Source organism: Nostoc favosum CHAB5714 (assembly GCF_020829495.1).
In the GTDB taxonomy this organism is placed as follows: Bacteria; Cyanobacteriota; Cyanobacteriia; order Cyanobacteriales; family Nostocaceae; genus Nostoc; species Nostoc favosum.
The window spans coordinates 1-21,080 of record NZ_JAIVFQ010000108.1 but is presented as its reverse complement, the minus strand read 5'-3'; the positions used below and the strand labels follow the sequence as shown (position 1 = coordinate 21,080).

The 21,080-nt window shown below is 42.2% G+C and carries 11 protein-coding genes and 1 pseudogene; 7 read left to right on the top strand and 5 right to left on the bottom strand.

The annotated features are described in order from the left end of the window. Nucleotides 1-366 precede the first annotated feature (366 nt). The 4 genes from LC586_RS34160 (at nucleotide 367) to LC586_RS34145 (ending at nucleotide 6,907) form a co-directional block, all read left to right on the top strand. Nucleotides 367-810, top strand: coding sequence for a hypothetical protein (locus tag LC586_RS34160; RefSeq protein ID WP_229489928.1), 444 nt, complete (start codon nucleotides 367-369; stop codon nucleotides 808-810). 82 nt (nucleotides 811-892) lie between these two features. Continuing rightward, nucleotides 893-3,418: an AAA-type ATPase lid domain-containing protein gene (locus LC586_RS34155; RefSeq protein WP_229489927.1), complete on the top strand. Its 2,526-nt coding sequence runs from the start codon at nucleotides 893-895 to the stop codon at nucleotides 3,416-3,418. 354 nt (nucleotides 3,419-3,772) lie between these two features. Continuing rightward, complete coding sequence (locus LC586_RS34150) at nucleotides 3,773-5,524, top strand: tetratricopeptide repeat protein (RefSeq protein ID WP_229489926.1); 1,752 nt, start codon at nucleotides 3,773-3,775, stop codon at nucleotides 5,522-5,524. A gap of 18 nt (nucleotides 5,525-5,542) precedes the next feature. After that, nucleotides 5,543-6,907, top strand: a complete 1,365-nt coding sequence (locus LC586_RS34145; RefSeq protein ID WP_306423315.1) for an asparagine synthase family protein — start codon at nucleotides 5,543-5,545, stop codon at nucleotides 6,905-6,907. 781 nt (nucleotides 6,908-7,688) lie between these two features. Here the strand turns inward: LC586_RS34145 and LC586_RS34140 are convergent. Then, nucleotides 7,689-7,862 carry a hypothetical protein gene (locus LC586_RS34140; protein ID WP_229489925.1) on the bottom strand — a complete coding sequence of 58 codons (174 nt, stop codon included), beginning with the start codon at nucleotides 7,860-7,862 and terminating at the stop codon, nucleotides 7,689-7,691. A 182-nt stretch (nucleotides 7,863-8,044) separates the two neighbouring features. On the opposite strand from LC586_RS34140, the gene LC586_RS34135 reads away from it, so the two are divergent. After that, nucleotides 8,045-13,498, top strand: a complete 5,454-nt coding sequence (locus LC586_RS34135) for a trifunctional serine/threonine-protein kinase/ATP-binding protein/sensor histidine kinase (RefSeq protein WP_229489923.1) — start codon at nucleotides 8,045-8,047, stop codon at nucleotides 13,496-13,498. 252 nt (nucleotides 13,499-13,750) lie between these two features. Here the strand turns inward: LC586_RS34135 and hisC are convergent, their stop codons facing one another. Beyond that, nucleotides 13,751-14,863, bottom strand: coding sequence for a histidinol-phosphate transaminase (gene hisC / locus LC586_RS34130; RefSeq protein ID WP_229489922.1), 1,113 nt, complete (start codon nucleotides 14,861-14,863; stop codon nucleotides 13,751-13,753). A 180-nt stretch (nucleotides 14,864-15,043) separates the two neighbouring features. Here hisC and LC586_RS34125 point away from each other — a divergent pair, with 180 nt between their 5' ends. After that, nucleotides 15,044-15,664, top strand: coding sequence for an rRNA large subunit pseudouridine synthase E (locus tag LC586_RS34125; RefSeq protein WP_229489921.1), 621 nt, complete (start codon nucleotides 15,044-15,046; stop codon nucleotides 15,662-15,664). A gap of 652 nt (nucleotides 15,665-16,316) precedes the next feature. On the opposite strand, the gene LC586_RS34120 is transcribed toward LC586_RS34125, so the two are convergent. Together LC586_RS34120 and LC586_RS34115 are read right to left on the bottom strand one after the other, a co-directional pair. Continuing rightward, nucleotides 16,317-17,576, bottom strand: a complete 1,260-nt coding sequence (locus tag LC586_RS34120) for a diaminopimelate decarboxylase family protein (RefSeq protein WP_229489929.1) — start codon at nucleotides 17,574-17,576, stop codon at nucleotides 16,317-16,319. A gap of 401 nt (nucleotides 17,577-17,977) precedes the next feature. Then, complete coding sequence (locus tag LC586_RS34115) at nucleotides 17,978-19,693, bottom strand: asparagine synthetase B family protein (RefSeq protein ID WP_229489920.1); 1,716 nt, start codon at nucleotides 19,691-19,693, stop codon at nucleotides 17,978-17,980. Between the two features lie 225 nt (nucleotides 19,694-19,918). On the opposite strand from LC586_RS34115, the gene LC586_RS34110 reads away from it, so the two are divergent. Further along, entirely contained in the window at nucleotides 19,919-20,950 is a 1,032-nt protein-coding gene (locus LC586_RS34110) for a VOC family protein (RefSeq protein WP_229489919.1), read from the top strand. A gap of 13 nt (nucleotides 20,951-20,963) precedes the next feature. Here the strand turns inward: LC586_RS34110 and LC586_RS34105 are convergent. Next, nucleotides 20,964-21,080: pseudogene (locus LC586_RS34105) on the bottom strand (IS630 family transposase); the annotation flags it as partial.

The following is a 21,080-nucleotide window of genomic DNA, read 5'->3' as shown; positions in this document are numbered from 1 at the left end:
CAATGATAGCATAGACAGTAATTATTTCGTTTAGCATTTTCCCCTCCGTTTTTATTCCTGGAGGGGATTTTATTGCCTTTTTGACACAAATGCGCGAGTCTCAATTTATAACTAGCAACTTGGGTTAGTACAGGGAGGCCAGATATATATAGCAAGGCAAAAATTTGGTTTAGGAAGTCATATTGATATTGCAAGAGGTAACAACGTTTACTTTGCCGGTCAAATTCGCTTTGGACATAATAAAAACAATAAAGGTCAAATCAAATACTGGAATAATCTTTCTGGTCACTACAAACCATCAGCTAATTTAGCAGTTAATGCAGGCTTGCCATTAAACCTTTTCATCCCATATCAATTTTAACAATAATGAATGAGCATATTCAAAATTTAATAGAGATTAGCAGTTATAGATCCTTATCTTCTCATGAGGAAAAGGTAATTTTAGAGTATTTAAAATCAATACCTGAAGTTGAAGCGTATGAAATTATCAAGAGCATGGCTGAACAAAAAAGTCTGAGTACTATTGTTATTGCAAAGAAGGTCTTGCACACGAGAGATTACGTCACAAAATTGTTCAAGCATGGAATTTTAAAATCTAATGCTCAATCTATTAAATTATGGTTAGATTTTGCAATTCCTAAGCTAGGATTTAAGTCAGTAGTAAAATTGATTGAAGATTTGAATAATGATAGTAATAGGTTAATTGAGAAAGCAGTCTACTGGCTTCCTCTGTTTATCTCGGAGAAGGAAAAAAGGTCTTGGGATTTACTGGAGAAGTTAAGGGAAAAGGTAAAGTGCAGTCCGCTCTGAATTTAATTTATAATTTTGAATTATTGACTCAGCTTTCAAGAGATAATTCCTTTTATACAGCAGCCTATACGGAGAAATTAATATGACATCTCCAGAAACGATTACATGGCTAAAGGAACGCACGAGTTTAGGAATTCTCTCGCCCGAAGTGTTAAATGCGATCGCTCAAGTAATTGAAGAACAAGTTATACCAGCCGAAACTGACTTAGTTAGCGAAGGCACTCCTCCAGAAGCCCTTTATATTCTTGTAGAAGGTCAACTCGAAAGCAATAGCACCAATCAAACCAACCCAGCCTTAGCTTGTGGATTCCTCCCCGGAGCAGTGATTGAACTCAAAGAATTGCTGTTGGATCAATTAACTCCATTCACAATTACTACGGTAACCGAATGTCATTTGTGGGTTGTGCCTGGTGATAAATTTCGCCCTTTAGTTAACCAATACCCCGAAATTGCTCAGGCTTTTTCGCGTCAATTGGCTCAAGAATTAGCTCAGGTAACATCTGCACTTGGCTATGAACAAGAACGTTCCGTAGCTTTGCGACCATATTTAGTCACCAAAGCGCAACGCGGAATTGTCGGTACAAGTCGCTATGCAGTAAAACTGCGCGAGCAAATTCGAGAAGCGGGGGCTGACCGCAAATCAGTGGATATTTTCGGAGAACCAGGGTTAGAAAAAGACAATATAGCAGCCCTGATCCACTTTGGTTCTCCAAAACGACGAGAACCTATTATTAAAGTAAATTGCGGTATTCTGCAAACAAGCGGTGCAGATTTATTCGGTCGCGCTGGTGGTAAACCAGGACTTTTGGAATGGTTGGGAGAAGGTACTTTAGTTCTCAACAATATCCAAGAATTGCCTGAAGAATTATTACCTCCGGTGACGCAGTTGCTCAAAACTGGCACATATACTCCCGTGACTCGTTCGGGAGAAGCAGCACCTGAACCTCGTGCCAGTAAAGCCAGAATTCTAATTGTTTCAGAAAAAACTCAGCCGACAATTGAACGCTGTATTGGTCACATTATTAAAGTACCACCGCTACGGGTGCGGAAAGCTGATATTCAGGCACAGGTTGAATATTATACTAGTCTCTACATTCGGGCTAGAGGCGTTCCGAAACCGCGCATCACCCCAGAAGCTTTTCGTCGCCTCCAGTCTTATGATTTCCCTGGCAATCTCAAGGAATTAAAAAATCTGGTAGAAAGAGCGATCGTGCAAGCGGAAGGTGCTAATGAATTAACAGAAGAAATTTTCTGGCCAGCCGAAACGAAGAAAAAACGATTTCGGGTGAATCTGTTAAATTCCTACCCTAGTTTGCGGCGGTTTTTACGGAGTCCCTGGTGGCCCGATCGCATTAACTATGGTTTTACTGCAACGGCTTTTGCAATTATAGTTGCAGTGTTATTTATTGGGCCGCAAACCCGCGATCGCAATTTCGTATTAAATCTATTTTGGGCTTGGTGGTGGCCTTTCTTCTTATTTCTCTTTCCCTTTTTGGGGCGTATCTGGTGTTCTGTTTGTCCCTTCATGATTTACGGCGAAATTACCCAAAAGTTATCTCTCTGGCTGTGGCCTCGACAACTCAAGCGCTGGCCCAGACAGCAGGCTGAGAAATGGGGCGGATGGTTCATGTTTGGTTTGTTCACCCTAATTTTCTTATGGGAAGAACTCTGGCATTTAGAAAATACCGCCTACCTTAGCGCTTGTTTGCTACTATTAATTACTGCTGGGGCGATGATTTTCTCCGCCATTTTTGAGCGGCGGTTTTGGTGTCGTTATCTCTGCCCCATCGGCGGGATGAATGGTTTATTTGCCAAACTCTCAATGACGGAACTCCGGGCACAGCAAGGTATTTGTTCTGCCAGTTGCACCACGTATCAGTGCTATAAAGGTGGGCCACAAAAGGGCGAAGGGATGGAAACTAATGGATGTCCTTTATACTCCCACCCAGCGCAATTAGAAGATAACAGAGATTGTGTACTGTGCATGACTTGCCTTAAAGCCTGTCCCCATCGTTCCGTTGAGTTCAACTTGCGTCCCCCTGGAATTGAACTGTGGACAACTCATGTACCCCGCACCTATGAAGTAGCATTATTGTTTTTGCTGTTGGGTGGGATATATCTGCATCGCTTGCCAGAGTTGCAATCTTGGTTGGGATTACAACTGGATTTAACTCAGTTTTGGCAACACTTGGGATTATCGCTGCTAGTGTTAATTATCCCAGCGATTTTTACCTTTGGGGCTTATGGCTTGCTGCAAGTGTTCAACTTTAACCGTAAGCCTCGATCATTTCTAGAACTTGCTTATGGCTACCTACCATTAGTGTTAGGGGGAAACTTAGCTCACTATCTGCGTTTAGGCTTAGGCGAAGGCGGACGGATTTTACCCGTGACCTTTGCTACTCTTGGACTGAGTGGTGAACAATTGCCAATATTGGTTGCTCACTCGGCTGTGATTGCCTTTTTGCAAGGTGCAACGATAATTTTATCAGTGTTAATGACTATATTATTAACGCAAAAGATTGCCAAGCAACCAGTACGCTCGCTCATGCCGCAACACCTAGCAGCGATCGCCTTGGGAGTTAGTATGTGGGCGATTATTGTGTTTTGAGCTTTACATATAGCGATCGTGACAATACGTTTCGGTTAACATCCTTATCTCTCGAAGATCCCCCCAACCCCCCGATAAATTGGGGGGCTTTTTCTTCTAATTACCCCCTTTTTAAGGGGGTCGCCGCAGGCGGGGGGATCTTATCCGAACCGTATTGAGAGTGATGATATCAAATCCGTTTGTATCGGAATTATCCCTCTTTCCTCTTTCTCTGCGGCCTCAGCGTCTGGAGCGGTTTCTTAGGAGAGCGCTAGAATGAAATAGACTTGTATTGCACCCAACCGAGAACCCCTATATACAGTTATTATATGGTTAGTCTGTAATTTTTCTGTCTCAGCACTAAATCAACTGGCCATGAAACGAAAATTTTTACCGATTATTGGATTACTCTTTACCATTGGTTTAATATGTGCAGTGGTAAATCATATTTTAGGCGGAATCTGTTTGTTTCCCGATATAGCATATAACCCAAGTGAGGGTCAGTCAATTAAAGCCAGAACATTGGCTATAGTTGCTGTTCCGTATGCTGAAATCGGACAAAAGGATAAATCCTCAAAAATATTAGCTCAAGCATTTAAGAATGCTGAGGAAATTAAGGAGACTAATACCTTCTCCGGAAGGAGAAGCTCTGCACTGCTTCAAGTAGCTACCAAGTATGGAGAAGTTGGGCAACCCGCTCAAGCTCTTCAAGTTATTAAAATAGCGAAAGAAGGTGCTGAACATGGAAGTGGGGCTGCTCAAATGCTAAATGAGGCAGCAGTCAAGGCTGCCGAAGCAGGTCGCTTCAACCAAGCCATTCAGGTTACCCAGTTGCTCGATAATAAAGCAATTGGATATTTTGAAAACAGAGACAGTGCTATAGCTGAAGTTGCTGTTGAAGCTGCCCAAGTCGGGCTATACGACCAAGCTTTTCAACTTCTTAGCTCGATTGACGAGAATACCGATAAGACAGGAGAGGCATTAACTAAGATTGCTGAGTTGGCAACCTCTACAAAACTTAGAAGTAAAGCCTTGCCGTTATTAGATCAAACCTTTGAACTTGCCAATAGAATTAAGAATGTTAGTGCTTTAGCTAAGGTAGCTAGTCAGTACACAGAATTAGGACAGAAAGCTAAATCTGAACAAATATTAAACCGATGTCTTCAGCTTACCCAATCTGATAAGTACATCTCCGACCAAGTTGAAAACATAGTCAAGATTGCTGTTAGCTATGCAAACATAGGACAACAAGATAAAGCTGTAGAGATATTAGACAGTAGTTTTGGGGCTGTTCAGCTTATTCAGATTAATAATATACCAAAACCAATATTGTCCGAAATCGCCATTGGTTACGCAAAACTAGGTCAAAAAAATAAACCCTTACAAATACCAATATTGTTCAAAATCGCCATTGGTTACGCAAAAATAGGTCAAAAAAATAAAGCCTTACAAATATTAAATCAAGCCTTTCAACAGATTAAAACTAATGAATATGCTTGGAAAACTGAGCAATTCAGTCAAATTGCTGTTAAATACGAGGAGATAGGATTTCATCAACAAGCTTTGGAAGCTGCTAAAATGCTGGGGGCGCCTGAAAGAGTTCGGGCATTAGTTGCAGTAGCGGTTGAAGATGCAGAGCAATCTCAATATGACCTAGCTATTAAGAACATCAAATCTATTGGAAACCATTACCCTCATGAAGTTCGCCCCGACAAAATGAATGGACTATCTCAAATTGCCATGAAAGCTGCGTCAGCAGGGCAATATGAACAAGCATTTAAAATTATTGAGTCTATAGATGATGATTTTTGCGGAGATTGTATCGCTAAACCCTTAATAAAACTTGTTAACAAGGCTACTAGAACAGAAACAAAAGATCAAGCCTCACAATTGTTACACAAAGCCTTAAGCATTGCTCAGTTTAATATCCTAAATCAACCTGAACGAGTTGGAGTATTGGCTGAAGTTGCTAATCATTATGCACAACTGGGACAACAGCAGAAAGCTTCAGAGATACTAGCTCAAGCCCTTAAAACTGGCGAAGATATTACTATTGTAAAGAGGATGCCTGAAAATATGTCCGTAATTTTTACCAGGTTCAAATATCCTTGTCCACATATCCGTTGATATCGAGAAAAACAGGTATTGCAGTTAGTGGGCGATCGCACCGGTGTTCGTACCCTCTACTACACTACCACTAGTTCGGTTCGTTGGATTGCGCCTCAACTGAGAACTTTATCACCCCATCATTCATCCGATTTAGATTTGGTGGCGTTACAAGATTATCTTTGTTGTGCCTTTGTTGCAGGAGAACGAACCCTTTGGGAACAGCTACGGGAACTGCGACCTGGAACTGTTTTAGAATTTCCCGACCACAAAGTTGAAGTTTATTGGCAGCTTCAAGAACAGATTATAGCAATAGATCAACCCTTAGCATGGCATGGCGATCGCTTGCGAGAACTCCTAGAGCAAGTTGTTCAAGAATATTTACCACCAGCTAATGAACCCGTAGGCGTTTTTCTTTCTGGCGGTTTGGACTCTAGCAGTATCACTGCTTTAGTAGCAAAATTCCACAAAGCACCAGTTCACACGTTCTCGATTCATTTTGGGGCTGAATGTCCCAATGAGTTAGAATTTTCCAGTCTCGTTGCATCTCATTGCCAGACGCAGCACCACATTTTAGAAATTACTTTTAAGGATATGTGGTCACGTCTACCGGAAACAATGGCCTATTTAGATGACCCCATTGGCGACCCACTGACTGTTCCCAACCTTTTGCTGGGACGACTGGCGAGAGAAAGCGTAGAAGTAGTTTTAAATGGTGAAGGTGGCGACCCCTGTTTTGGTGGGCCAAAAAATCAGCCAATGCTAATTAATAGTTTATATCGCTCTGTCACCAATCAGGATGCATTGCAAGCTTATTTAATTTCCTTTCAAAAGTGCGCTGTTGACTTACCGCAACTTTTAAAACCAGAAGTTTGGACAGCAGTACAAACCGCACCTTGGGTTTTTGAAGAAGATTTATCTTCTCAAGCTAGCTATCTCAATCGTTTGATGGCAATGAACATCAAATTTAAAGGCGCTGACCAAATTCTGACGAAAGTCAGTAACTTGACTCAAGCAGCCCTTTTGCAAGGTCGTTCTCCCCTGTTTGACCAACGAGTAGTAGATTTAAGCATGGAAATTCCTCCAAATTATAAGCTTTCTGGAGTGGAAGAAAAAGCAGTTTTAAAGCAAGCGATCTGCTGTATTTTACCAGACGCAATTATTTATCGTCCCAAAAGTGGCATGATGGTGCCGGTGCAGTTAGGATTTCGGAAATATTGGCAGCAAGAAGCCAGAGATTTATTACTCAATCGGAATGCAGCTATTACTCCTTACTTGAACCAGTTACCAATTCGTAATTGGTTAAACTATCAGGGAGATACTTGGAGTCGCTATGGTGTCAAGCTGTGGTTACTTGCTAGTTTAGAAATTTGGTTACAGGTGAATCAAACCGACAATCAGTAATATCATGTCCGACTTAATACTTAGTCAAAAGCGAGCGTTCGCGCAGCGTCTCTAAGAGTTGCGCGGCAATCCCAAAGCCTGTGATTGCTTCATTCCACTTCGTTACATTCGCAATGACATATCGTAAGTAATTTGCCGAACTTGATATAACATAGAAAAAGGGCGTTGCATAAATGCGAGATGAATTGGCGTTTGAAACCATTGAAAACTCGTTCCAAATTGCGAAATCATCCCATGATTCAGCAACGCCAGATTTTCGTTGAGTCCTTCATTTACAGGTCTGTTGTACACCAGAGAAAAAGCCAAAGAATTTGTACAAGAACTCTCAAGAGATCCTTTGCCCCAAGTGTTTCAACCATTTTCTTTATCTTTGTTCCATTCACCTATGCCCCATTCGCCAAAGTGCTATAGCAGAAATAGCTATCTGCAAAGATAAATTTATCAAAGCCAGTTGTAGATAAGCTAATGGGGTTTTCATTGTTGTTAAAAGTAATGTTGGCACTTTTAAGTACTTTTGCAACAAAGCTATTTAAATGAAAAATCACAGAGAGCGATCGCCTAACCCATGATTCTCCTTAGTGATAATACCCAACGAGACTCTGTTGAATACAATACAGTTCAGTTAAGCATTTATATCATGTCCGCCAAATTACCCATAATAAAAGAACCCCACCCCCAACCCCTCCCCGCAGGCGGGGAGGGGAGACAAAGCGCAGCTTTGGCGGGGTGGGGTTCTTAGGGTTTAATAAGTAATCAAGCGGACATGATATTATTTCTTCTCTCAGTGCCGCGCCAGTTGCTTCAAGTCGGGGAACCGCAAGGGCGCACTGGCTTCTCTGCGCCTCTGTGGTAGCCTGCGGCAAGCCGATGCAGCGTCTACGTTAAAAAACTTGACTTTGCTGGTTTTAGCCTTAACCCAAGCGTATTGCTGTTGAATATATCCAATTTCTGCCACTTCTATTGGCTGGCGCTGATGATGAGAATTTTTACCAGCATCAGCAGATTTAGTTTCAAAGTGCGATCGCTCCTCAGTTTTCTTCTAAAAATGATGTTTTAAGAGTTAATTTAACTTAAATTTCGGGAATTATCATAGTAACCACCAAAATTTATTATAAAACAACATTCATCCAAGTAATAATGCTTAAATTAATTGCTCGTATCCCGGACTATAGTATTGCAAGTTTAATTTATGAAGCTACTGCCACAGTAATTTATCGAGCATACTCCAAGGCTAACGGAGGCTCAGTTGTCATCAAACTGCTCAAAGCAGAGTATCCTACTGTCAAAGAGATTGTTCAGATTAAGCACGAATACGAAATTATCCAAAACTTGAACATTGCAGGTGTAATCAAAGCCCATGAATTAATCAGTTACGACAACGGTTACAGTAATGGTCTAGCAATGGTTTTAGAAGACTTTGGTGGAGAATCTTTAAAAGCTCAGATATCTAATACAGGCTTTGAACTTATAAAATTTCTCAACATTGCTCGTCAAATTACTGAGACTTTGGGAGAGTTACATACCCACCACATTATCCATAAGGATCTTCAGCCCGAAAACATTCTTTATAACCCCAATACCGAAAAAATAAAATTGATTGACTTCAGCATCGCTTCGCTGCTGTCAAAAGAAAGCCCAGAAATCAGTAGCCTCAACCTTCTAGAAGGAACGCTGGCTTATATGTCGCCAGAACAAACTGGACGCATAAATCGAACCTTAGATTATCGTACAGATTTTTACTCATTAGGTGTAATTTTTTACGAAATGCTTACGGGTCGGCTCCCCTTCCAGAATGCTCAAGACCCAATGGAGTTGGTGCATTGTCACATTGCGAAAATTCCAGTAGCTCCGCACGAGATTAATCCTAATGTACCACTGGCAATCTCTGCGATCGCTATGAAACTTCTGAGCAAAACTGCTGAAGACCGCTACCAGAGTGCTTACGGGTTAAAGGCTGACCTAGAGCAAGCAGGGATACAACTGCAAACAAAAGGCAGCATTGACCTTTTTAACTTAGGTCAGCAAGATTTTTCGCATCAATTCCAAATAGCTCAAAAACTTTACGGTCGGGAAGTAGAAGTGGCGGCTTTAATGGCTGCCTTTGAAAAAGTTAGCCTTGGTTCGAGTGAAATTGTGTTGGTAGGAGGATACTCAGGTATCGGCAAATCCTCACTAGTTAACGAAGTCCACAAACCGATTGTGCGGCAACGAGGTTACTTCATCGGTGGCAAATTTGACCAACTCAAGCGAGATATTCCTTATGCTTCTTTGATTCAAGCATTTCGAGAATTGATGCGACAACTGTTAGCTGAAACCCAAGCCAGAGTTGAGGTTTGGAAAAATAAATTACTACGAGCATTGGGAGCTAACGGTCAAGTTATTATTGATGTCATCCCGGAAGTAGAACTGATTATTGGGCAGCAAGCGCCTGTACCGCAGTTGGGGGTTGCTGAGTCTCAAAACCGTTTTAATCGGGTGTTTAAGCAATTTATCCATGCCTTTACTGCTGCTGGACATCCCTTAGTACTGTTTTTAGATGACCTCCAATGGGCAGATGCTGCCTCTGTGAACCTGGTCGAGAATCTGATGACTGACCCAGAAAGTCAGTATCTCTTGCTGATTGGGGCTTACCGAGATAACGAAGTTAGTCCCACCCATCCACTGATGCTAATGCTAGAGACAATTCAAGCATTTGGGGCAACCGTTGAAGAGTTGCTTTTGAAGCCATTAGCAACACCTCATATTACTCAACTGGTTACTGACACGTTCAATTGTGAATCATCTCAGGCAGAACCTTTAGCCGATTTGCTGTTTCAAAAAACCCAAGGGAATCCCTTTTTCTTAACTCAGTTACTAAAAGTACTTCATCAAGATAATCTCTTGACATTTGATTATCGTTCGGGTTTATGGCAGTGGGATCTCAACAAAATTCAGGAACAAGCCATTACCGATAATGTAGTCGATTTAATGGTGAATAAAATTCAAAGACTCTCAGAACCAACGCAGCAAGTTTTACAATTAGCTGCTTGTGTTGGAAACCGTTTTAATTTAGAAATTCTAGCTGTAGTCAACGAAAAATCTGCATCAGCAACAGCAATTGATTTATGGTCAGCTTTGCGGGCAGGATTAATTCTTCCTTTGAGCGATACTTACAAAATTCCTCAGTTGTTGAATCAGTCGGAATTGGCAACATACTGCGATACTGCGATACAAGTTGACTATAAGTTTTTGCACGATCGCGTTCAGCAAGCTGCCTATTCTTTAATTCCAATCGATCAGCAGCAACAAGTACACCTGAAGGTGGGAAAATTACTATTACATAATACTGAAAAAGCCCAATTAGAAGAACATCTTTTTGATATTGTCAACCATCTCAATGCTGGCAGTTCATTGATTGTGGAACCAGCAGAAAGATATGAACTGGCAGAATTAAATCTGAAAGCAGGCCAGCGAGCAAAATCATCTTCGGCGTTTGTAACTGCACTAAAGTTGCTAGAAACAGGAATGAGTTATCTACCTGAAAATAGCTGGCAAGATAATTATTTGCTCACATTAAATTTATATTTACAAGTTGGAGAAGCAGAATTTTTGAATGGCAAATATGAGGAAGCATTGCTGATTTTTGAGCAGACTTTCAGCCAGGTTAAAACTACTCTTGATATGTGCCGAGTGAATGAATATCGGATTATGTGTTATCGCATGGAGAATGATTTAAACTCCGCATATAAAATTGGGCTAAATACTTTGGAGCTTTTAGGCTTGGAGTTTACAGTTTATCCCGATGATGCATATCTGTTAGAAAAACTTAATCAAACCAAAAAAGTTATTGGCGAGCGCTCAACTTTTAGTCTCGCAGAACTACCACCAATGCAAGACGAAGAGAAGCTAATGGCTCAACGCATCTTAAAAGAAGTCTGGCCCATTGCCTACTTTTTAGGATCTAAAGCATTGCATATCACATCGATGAACATAACTCAACTTTCAGTTCAGTATGGCAACTCACCAATTTCGGTATTTGGCTATATGCTTTATGCTTTTAATCTGGTGTTTCAATATGGTGAGGTAGATTCGGGTTATGAGTTTGGTGAGCTATCTTTGCGTTTGCATGAAGTTTTAAGAACGAAAGAATTAGAAGCAAATATTTTGAATATGTGGGGCGGTTTAATCTGTCACTACAAAGACCATATTAGCCAGAGTAAACCTTATTTATTGAAGGGATTTAATAGTGGTTTAGAAACAGGTTCTTATCAATGGTCTGGTTATTGTTCAGTTAATTTTTTATGGCAATGCTTATTTGGGAATGAATCTTTAGAAAAAACCGCAGAAGTAGCCGAAGATTTTATTCCTAGCCTCCGCAAGATTGACAAAAATATGTTGAACTACCATCTGCTGGCTATGGAAGCGATCGCTAACCTGACTAAGCCAGCAGAAAAGATTGACGAACTTGTTGGAACTTGGGCAGATGAAGGGCAAGTGCTAGAGTTTGCGTTGGCATCTTCGGATATGTTAACTGCATTTGTAGTTTACATATATAAACTTGCGCTCTCTAACTGGTATGGAGAATATATCAAAGCTGTTGAGTATGCAGAGAATGCCGAAAAATTTGTTGGGGGAGCGCGAGGAATTTTTATTAATCCTGTTTTCTACTTTCACCAAAGTATTGCCTTAGCAGGGGCTTATGCGGAGGTAGATACAGAAACTCAAGTGATTTATCTGCATAAACTAAATGCCAACTTAGAAAAATTCCAGCAATGGGCAATGCACTGCCCAACTAATTATCAACACAAGTTCCTGCTGATTCAAGCTGAAATTGCTCGGATTTGTAAACAAGATTATCAGGCAATGGAGCTGTATGACCTTGCGATCGCTTCTGCTGCTGAAAACGGTTATTTACAAAATGAAGCCTTAGCAAACGAACTGGCATTTCGATTTTACTTGGCCAAGGGTAGAAAAAACTTTGCCAAAGTTTATTTTAAAGAAGCCCGCTATCGCTATCTAAAGTGGGAAGCTACGGCTAAAGTCCAGCAACTGGACGAACAATATTCCCAACTTTTTACAAATACAGTCGCGGAGGTAAATGGGCGCGGTACGAGTACAAAGCAGATTCAGAATATTTCTGAAGCTAAAACCCAAACTCTAGATATCAGCACAGCGATTAAAGCGTCCCAGGCACTCTCAAGCGAGATGGAGCTAAGTCGGCTGCTGGAGAAAATGATGACGATCGCGATCGAGAATGCTGGGGCCCAAATGGGTTATCTACTTGTAAAACGGGAGAACCAGTGGGTGATTGAAGCCGAAGGAAGCATTGATCGAGATCAAGTGACAGTGCGATCGTCGAGTCTGTTTCAAGTAAAGCATAAACTACCAGTTTTGCTGATTAACTATGTTGAAAGAACAAAAGAAAATTTGGTTTTAGACGATGCTAGCCACACAGAACGTTTTGTGAGTGACAACTATATTGTTGCCAATCAACCCAAATCAGTTTTGTGTTCGCCTTTTGCTCATCAGGGTAAGCTAACTGGAGTTCTTTACCTGGAAAATAACCTCACTACCGGAGCCTTTACCGCAGAGCGATTAGAGGTACTGAACTTATTAACTTCGCAAGTTTCCATCTCTATAGAAAATGCTCGGCTCTACACAAATTTGCACATATACTCCCAGGAGTTAGAGATTTCGGAAACACAAGCGCGTGAGAAAGCAAAACAGCTAGAACACACGCTCGATGAATTGAAGCTCACCCAGTCCCAGATGGTGCAAAGCGAAAAAATGTCTAGCCTGGGGCAGTTGGTAGCAGGCGTTGCTCACGAAATCAATAACCCAATCAGCTTTATCTACGGCAACCTTACTTACGTAAATAATTATGTCAAAGACTTGATGAGTGTAGTACAACTTTATCAACAGCAAAACCAGAATTTACCACCTAAAGTTCAGAATGAAATAGATGCGGTTGACTTAGATTTTTTGATGGAAGACTTACCTAAGCTGTTGGCTTCAATGAAAGTGGGAACCGATCGCATTCGCCAGATTGTATTATCTTTACGGAACTTTTCCCGCCTAGACGAAGCTGAAGTCAAAGCCGTTGATATCCATGAGGGCATTGATAGCACCCTGATGATTTTGCAAAATCGGCTTAAACCCGAACCAGACTCTCCGGGAATTCAGGTAATACAGGAGTACGGCAACCTGCCACCCGTAGAATGTTACCCTGGGCAACTGAATCAAGTATTTATGAACCTGATCGCTAATTCGATTGACTCTTTGGAAGAATTTAACCAACATCGGACTTATGCCGATATCGCACGTCAGCCAAGTATCATTACAATTCGTACTACTGTTGAAGGCGATTTTGCCGTCATCCGCATTGCTGACAACGGTTCTGGTATCAGCGAAAATGTGCGGCGGCAACTCTTCACACCCTTTTTTACTACCAAACCTATTGGTAAAGGCACTGGTTTAGGGCTATCTATTAGTTACCAGATTGTGACTAATAAGCATCGAGGGCAGTTGGAGTGTGTATCCGTTTCAGGACAAGGGGCTGAATTTCTTGTCTCTATCCCGCTTCAGGCAAGGCAGGGGAGGCAGGGGGAGTAGGGGGAGTTGTGTAGGTTCTGACTTTTCACGGTATCTGAAAAACCTCACTTCTATTTCTCTCTTCCTTTAAGGAGAGAGACTTTGAATTTTCCCCCTTAGAGTGTCGGGAAGGGGGTTAGGGGGTTAGGTTTTCGTGGACTTTTCCACATAACGTGAAAAGTCAGGTGTAGGTTGGGTTGAGGAACGTAGACCCAAAGGGGCTTCCCGCAGGGTAACCCAACATTTCGGGGGCTTTGTTGGGTTGCGCTTTGCTTAACCCAACCTACAATTTTTCACTTTTTCCTCCCCCTGCCCCCTGCCCCCTGCTCCCCCTGTTTCTAACAAATAAATTAGTGCCTCCACTAAAGCCTGATTTTGTTCATCAGTACCAACAGTAATGCGTAATTTATCATCTAGTCCAGGCTGCTTGAAGTAGCGGATTAAAATTCCCCGTTCCTTCAGTTTTTGATAGAGATATTCGGCGTTTCCTTGTTTTGGCTGTACCAGTAAAAAGTTAGTTTGGGAATCCCAAAGGTGAAAACCTAATTGTTTTAAGTCTGTTGCTAACTGATTCCGTGATGCTTTAATCTTTGCCACACAAGCATTTTTATAAGCTTGATCGGTAATAGCAGCCGTGCCAATTGCACAAGCGATCGCATCAATGTTATAGCTATCTTTCACCTTAAACAATCCCTGCAACAGCTTGGGATTTGCCACCCCAAATCCCAGCCGTAATCCAGCCAACGAGTACCCTTTAGAAAGTGTGCGAATTACGATAACGTTTTCATAGTCCTCTACCAAAGCCAATGCATTCTCTTCGGTAAAATCTACATAAGCTTCGTCAATCACTAAAACTCCAGATAACTGGCTGGCTAATTTTCGCAGATCATTTGTTGCTACCACATGCCCCGATGGACTATTAGGCGATGCAATGAATGTTACAGATCCATTGGCAGCAACCAGTTCTTCCAAAGGTAAACTGTAGTCATTGCTGTAAGGAATCTCAACAATTTCCGCAGCTTGCATTTCTGTTAATGTACGATATAGCACGTAAGTTGGTATTGGATAAACTACTTTCTTTCCAGGTTCTGCACAGGCTCGAATCACCACACTCAACAATTCGTCACTGCCATTTCCCACAATTATCCAATCGCTAGGAACACCTAAAACTTTACTTGCAGCTTGCCGAAACTCCCCCCCGAAAGGTTCTGGATACCGCCGCAACCACTCGCCATCAATATTCCGCAGCACAGCTAGCGCCGCAGGTGAAGGAGGATAGGGGTTCTCGTTACTGTTGAGTTTAATTATCTGTGTACCGCGTTGAGGCTGCTCACCGGGAATGTAGCTAGCCATTGCATCAACATTAGAGCGAAAGTAGTTGGTCATAGAGCATGAGATATGGAAAAAACAGATTCGCTATATTGTTTTTAACCCAGCAAACACTCGTAAGTCCCTATAAGGAGAAGGGAGGAGCGGGGGAGCAGGGGAGGCAGGGAAAGCAGGGGGCAGTTCTTGCTGGGGGCAGGGGGAGAATACTAATGACAAATGACAAATGACTAATGACCAATGACAAATCATTACCGATATATTATTTTTTACAAACCCTATGGCGTTCTGTGCCAGTTTACAAAAGATGCTCCTACACATATCACCCTGAAAGATTATATTGATGTGCCTGATGTGTATCCTGTGGGACGCTTAGACTGGGATAGTGAAGGGTTGCTGCTGTTAACGAACGATGGGCAATTGCAACATCGTCTTGCCCATCCGCGTTTTGGTCATAAACGTACTTACTGGGTACAGGTAGAGCGAATTCCAGATACAGATGCGATAAAAAGGTTGCAGACAGGTGTGGAAATTCAAGATTACCGCACTCAACCAGCAGAAGTTAGGCTATTACCACAAGAACCACAGCTACCTGAACGCAATCCGCCGATTAGATTTCGCAAAAATGTACCGACAGCTTGGCTAGAAATGACTTTGACAGAGGGAAAAAACCGCCAAGTACGGCGTATGACTGCGGCTGTAGGGTTTCCGACTTTGCGGCTGGTTAGGGTTAGCATAGGCCACCTACAATTAGATGACCTACAATTGGGTCAATGGCGCGACCTCACCACATCTGAACTTCAATTTCTGCATAATTTCAGTAAATCGAAAAGTTTTCCTGCAAAGGGGAATGCTCTATAACAAGAATTCGATTTTCTATTGTGAGCCTGCGATTTCCAATGTGAAGGGCATTTTGCAAATTTGGGATGCGCTGGCTATATCAACCAAAACTTTGAACAATATACATATCATTTCCCATATCCCCCACTAAAAGCAAGCTACTGTCATCACTTTCTAAATTTTGACTGCCAGCAATACCCTTTTGCAGAACTTTAATTATTCTTTGGGGAATGTCAGCGATCGCCTTTGCAAAAAAAGGGTCAGTAATCTTCTTATTATATCATGTCCGGTTGAACACAAGTCAATTGCGAACGAAGTGAAGCAATCGCAGAGTCCTTGTGATTGCTTCTCTACGAGACGCTCCGCGAACGCTCCACTTCGTTGCACTCGCAATGACATATCATAAGCAATTTGCCGGACATGATATTACTCATACTGGTCGGTTCAAAGGCAAAGGGATGATTGCATTTTATACACCGACCTTGATTAGCTCTCCGGTCTTTTAGTTTATTGTCAGTTCCGCAGTTAATACACTTCATAATGGTTGTTTTATGTTAGTTATCAAGCAGCTATGAAAAAAGCTATTTCTCTTCTCTGTGTTCTCTGTGTCTCTGTGGTTCGTTATTCTTTAAATCCAACTATCTCTCCCAAATTTAAGATAATAGAATACTTCTTAACTCAATACCTGATTTGTTAGTAAAACACTGTAGTCTTCCCGCCGACGAATCAGGCGGTGTGTGCCATTTTCTAGCAAGACTTCCGCAGGTTTAGGGCGGTGTAAAAAGTGAGACGACATAGCATAACCATAAGCACCGACATCTAGAATGGCAACGATATCACCAATTTCTAACGCTGGGAGTTGGCAATTTTTCCCCAGGTAATCTCGTGAATAGGTGGTGTTTCCACAAATATCAGTTTTGAATAGGGAGACGCGATTAATCGCGTCTGTACAAGAGATGCGATTAATCGCGTCTGTACAGGAGTGGGGAGTGGGGGATTTATTTGCTTGCTTCCAAGTGATAATTTCTCGGTAGCCGCCGTATACTGAGGGTACTGAAAGATTAGCAACAGTGGTATCAACTCCAACAATCTGTTTTTCTCCTTGCCATTTCACTGAAACAACTTGAGCCAGCAAAGTTGCACATCCGGCGATCGCAGCTCGTCCTGGTTCAATCACCAAATCAATTTCCCGCCCTAAACTACTAATTCTCTCAGTTAACTCAGCCCCAAATATTTCCCAGTCAAAGGCTGCTTTGTTGTGGTGATACGGATAGCCAAAACCACCACCAAAATCTAAATATTCCCAATCTGGTAACTGTTGTGCTGTGGCGATTACTGTATCAATTACCTGGGTAAAAGCAGTTGTGGCATTAGTTCCAGTTCCTCGATAGAAGTGTAAACCACTCAGCTTTAATCCAACCTCACCAGTTAAAGCGATCGCATCACCAAATTCCTCTGGACGTACACCAATGCGGCTATCTCCCGTAATTTCTGGCAAATTGAGGCGTAAACCCAGGCGAATATATTTCTCTCTGCTTTTGGGCAAAACTTCGCAGCACAACTGCAACTGAGCTAGACTATCAAAATTGAGAGTTGTAACTCCCCAATTCAGGACTTGTAGCATCTGTGCCCGATTCAAATTACTACCGCTATAAACAACCTCACTAGGATCGAAACCAGCTTGCAATCCCAGGTAAATATCTCCTGGCGTATTGGCGTGAAGTCCCCACCCAAATGAGCGAAAAATTTTTAACAGGGCAATGTTGCCATTAGTAACACAGGCAAAGCGAAATTGCGTGCGCGGATAGCTGACTGCTTTGGTAATGCGCTCAATAGTTTCGCGCAAGCGATCGCCATTATAAACATAAAGCGGAGAACCGTAAGTATTTATTAACTCCTGCGCCTGTTCCCAAGAAAATGGCGGACTAAGTATAGCATTTCCTTAATTCGTAGCGAATTAAATTTGGCAATACCCTGCAATGGCAATGAATGCGACAGCGGCCTTGTTAATGCGTCGGCGGCCTTGTTAATGCGACAGCGGCCTTGTTAATGCGTCGGCGGCCTTGTTAATGCGACAGCGGCCTTGTTAATGCGTCGGCTTGCATTGTTAATGCGTCGGCGGCCTTGTTAATGCGCCAGCGGCCTTGTTAATGCATCTCAATGCAATGCCAATGCGTTCCTCTACATTGGAAACGCTACGCTTTTACGCAAAACTGTACTAAGGGAATTTTGAAAGTCATAAAATTTCTTGTTCTCCATAACTTAAACTTATTTTCTCCCTATATCAATTACGAATTACGTAGCTTGCTTCTCGCCGGAGGCGAGTATTACGAATTACGAATTACGAATTATCTTGTAATTTCTCCATAGCCAACGAGGGAACCAAAAGGGATGATCCCAGGAATGTTTACTTAGTTTTTCATTTAAAACATGCGATCGCCAAAGTTGCCACATAATAAGTAACCAAAGAGTCTCACCAATTCGCCGCCCTTGAATAGCTGCTCCTAGTTTGCCTTCAACGATTTGTGCCGCGATGTCAGGATAAAAGTGATTGTTGGCGCGAAGTATCTCAGGATTGAGCCAAATGCCCATCTGATGCCAAAAATCATTTAAACACCAACAAGTTAAGGGAACCCCCATACCCCGCTTTTGTCGCCAGACAATTTCCGGCGGGAGCCAATTTTCTACAGCCCGTTTGAGGATATATTTTTCACAGGCTCCCTGCAAACAGAGTTCTCCAGATAGACGGAATGTCCACTCAGCTAAAGGTAAGTCACAAAAAGGCGATCGCACCCATAATCCATGAGCAAACCCCAATGCAGTCGCACGGGGATGGATATTCTGCGCTCCTTTAAGCATCAAACTTGCACGGCGGAGGCGATGCAGCAAAGATGGGCACTCATTGCGATCAAGAGCGGTTAACAGCCAATCTTCTGGATGCAAATTTTCTATCTGTGCATAAACCTCTGGCTGATAAACTTGAGATTCGTATCCCCCAAGACGGTGAAAGGTGCGGAGATATTGCTGGATAAAAGTTTCCTGTCCGGCAGGATTTTCTGCTTGATAAACACCTGCGGCAATTAAAGGTTTGTTCGTCCAACCGGCAAATAATTGATCTCCCCCTTCGCCGTTAAAAATTACCTGAGTTTCCTGACTCGCCCTCTGAGATAGGAGATACAACGGAACACACACCCCATCTCCAAAGGGCAAATCCAATGCTTGCACAGTAGGAATTAGGGCATTCTTGATCGAACTTGGGGTTACTGCAACTTTAATTAGCGGAATTTTGAGAAACTCGGCGACTTGTTCAGAGTATGGATATTCTGGAATGCCTGCATCACCGAAATCTAAAGTATAGGCGCGGACTTTCACCCCTGCTTGCACCAGCAGCGCCGCTACCACTGAAGAATCGAGTCCGCCAGAGAGCAACACCCCAACAGGCTCATCCTTTAAATCGGCAATCTGTCGCTCAATGGAGTCTTTAAGGAGAGTTTGCAATTCGGTAATTGCTGTAGCTTCATCTGTTAAATGTTCTGAGGCTTCCCGCCACGAGTGGATGTTCTTAGATTCAGGCGATCGCAGCTTACCTGATTGACAATCACTCTGCCAAACTAATTCAGTTCCCGCCGGAATTGCAAATACTCCATTAACAGGGGTTAAGGGTGTTGGAACGTGAGAAAAACAGCTATAGCCATATAACCCAGAAATGCTAACTTCTGACTGTTGCAAAATCGGTAAGAGTAGTTGCAGTTGAGATGCAAACCAGATCACTTGTCCTTGTTGAGTCCAATACAAAGGCATCTTTCCGAAAGGTTCTCTACCCAAAATTAGGCAGTTGTTTTCCTGTAGACTCACCCAAGCATCGGGTGAACTGAATAATCCTGATGCAGAGATAGCAGCAACTTGATTTTGTTGCGGTGGCGAATTTCCATTAAGTCCTATATAAACAACATTCCAGATGAGAAGAGGATAATTTTCCTGTGGAGAGAACTGACTTTTCAGACCTAACCCCCTAACCCCCAACCCGTGGCGGGAAGGGGGAAAATTCAAAACCTCTCCCCTTTTAGGGGAGAGGTTTGGAGAGAGGTTTTCTAGATCCTGTGAAACAACGTTAGTTAAGTTATCTAACCTATTATGGGTAACTTGGCGGACATGATATCACTTTTGTAGGTACATCATAAGCTACAAAATTAAGTTGTTGCTTTTCGGATTCTTTCTAAGATATCTTTCCGAAAGCTTTATTTATTTTGAACCAATCTAAAATCTAAAATTGATATGACTCAAGAACAACAAACGGCAATTGAAGGTATCTATGAAGTCTGTATCGGTATCCCAGAGGCAATTTCTGCAATTCAGTATTGGGAGCAATTTGGCTATCGCATTGGTGACATGGGTGAATTAACCGCAGATGTAGCCAATCAATTATATGGGGTGAATTCCTCTTTACGCTCAATCCGCCTCTACCACCAAAATGCAGATCATGGTTTGATTCGGCTAATGCTTTGGCAAAACCCCACCCATGAAGGTTTGGGAACAGCCTCAATGAAAATTAAGGGAAATCGCTGGGGGACAAGCTTAACAGCAGATGTTTTAAATATTTTAAATCATATAGAGGATGCAAAAGCGGCAGGTTTGCCTATTAGGTACACTAACCCTTATTGGGAAGTCATCTATAACAAAGAGAGGAAAAGCCGTCCTTTTATTGAGCCAGCAGTTGGTGTACGAGAAATGCTGCTACTACAACCCTTAGCTCGACAGGTTTTATTTCAACGGTTTGGCTATACACTACCGCATTACGGACAAGTTAACCATAATGCTGCTCTCAAGACTAGTCAGTTTACCCACATGGGAATCATAGTTCAAGATGACAGCAAAGAAACGCTGAAGTTTTATGAAGACGTTTTGGGTTTGCTGCGTGTGCGTGATGATGTCGAAACTAGCTATGAATCTTCACCAGCAGGCCGAGATATTTTTGACCTTAACCCTGGTGAAAAATTTATTGTCACGACCTTTGATGATCCCCGTTCTTCTAAGTCTGACCTGATGGCTGCACGTAGTGGTAGACTTTACATCATTCGATTCCCAGAATCTATTAATTTGGAATCGCGCTTTGAAGCAGCCCAACCAGGTAGTTTGGGTATGTCTTTATATACCTATCGGGTAAAGGGAATACAGGAGTATTGCGATCGCATCAAAGCAAGTACTGTACAAAAAGTTACAGACATCATTATTAATGAGTTTGGCGAGACGAGTTTTTCCTTCGTTGCGCCAGATGGCTACTTCTGGACTTTGCTAGAAAGTGATTAACTATATAGCAGTCCTAAATCATTCGTGAGAAATTACCGTACTCATTGAGCTTAGGAAAGTCAAAAATTTGACCATTGATTGCTAACTCAAATAATGCCTTGACTACAGAGAAAGAATGACAAAAAAAATA

Excerpts from the sequence above, each read along its gene's own strand:
- LC586_RS34160 (WP_229489928.1), top strand. The coding sequence starts at position 367 with ATGAATGAGCATATTCAAAATTTAATAGAGATTAGCAGTTATAGATCC.
- LC586_RS34155 (WP_229489927.1), top strand. The coding sequence starts at position 893 with ATGACATCTCCAGAAACGATTACATGGCTAAAGGAACGCACGAGTTTA.
- LC586_RS34150 (WP_229489926.1), top strand. The coding sequence starts at position 3,773 with ATGAAACGAAAATTTTTACCGATTATTGGATTACTCTTTACCATTGGT.
- LC586_RS34135 (WP_229489923.1), top strand. The coding sequence starts at position 8,045 with ATGCTTAAATTAATTGCTCGTATCCCGGACTATAGTATTGCAAGTTTA.
- hisC (WP_229489922.1), bottom strand. The coding sequence starts at position 14,863 with ATGACCAACTACTTTCGCTCTAATGTTGATGCAATGGCTAGCTACATT.
- LC586_RS34125 (WP_229489921.1), top strand. The coding sequence starts at position 15,044 with ATGACAAATCATTACCGATATATTATTTTTTACAAACCCTATGGCGTT.
- LC586_RS34110 (WP_229489919.1), top strand. The coding sequence starts at position 19,919 with ATGACTCAAGAACAACAAACGGCAATTGAAGGTATCTATGAAGTCTGT.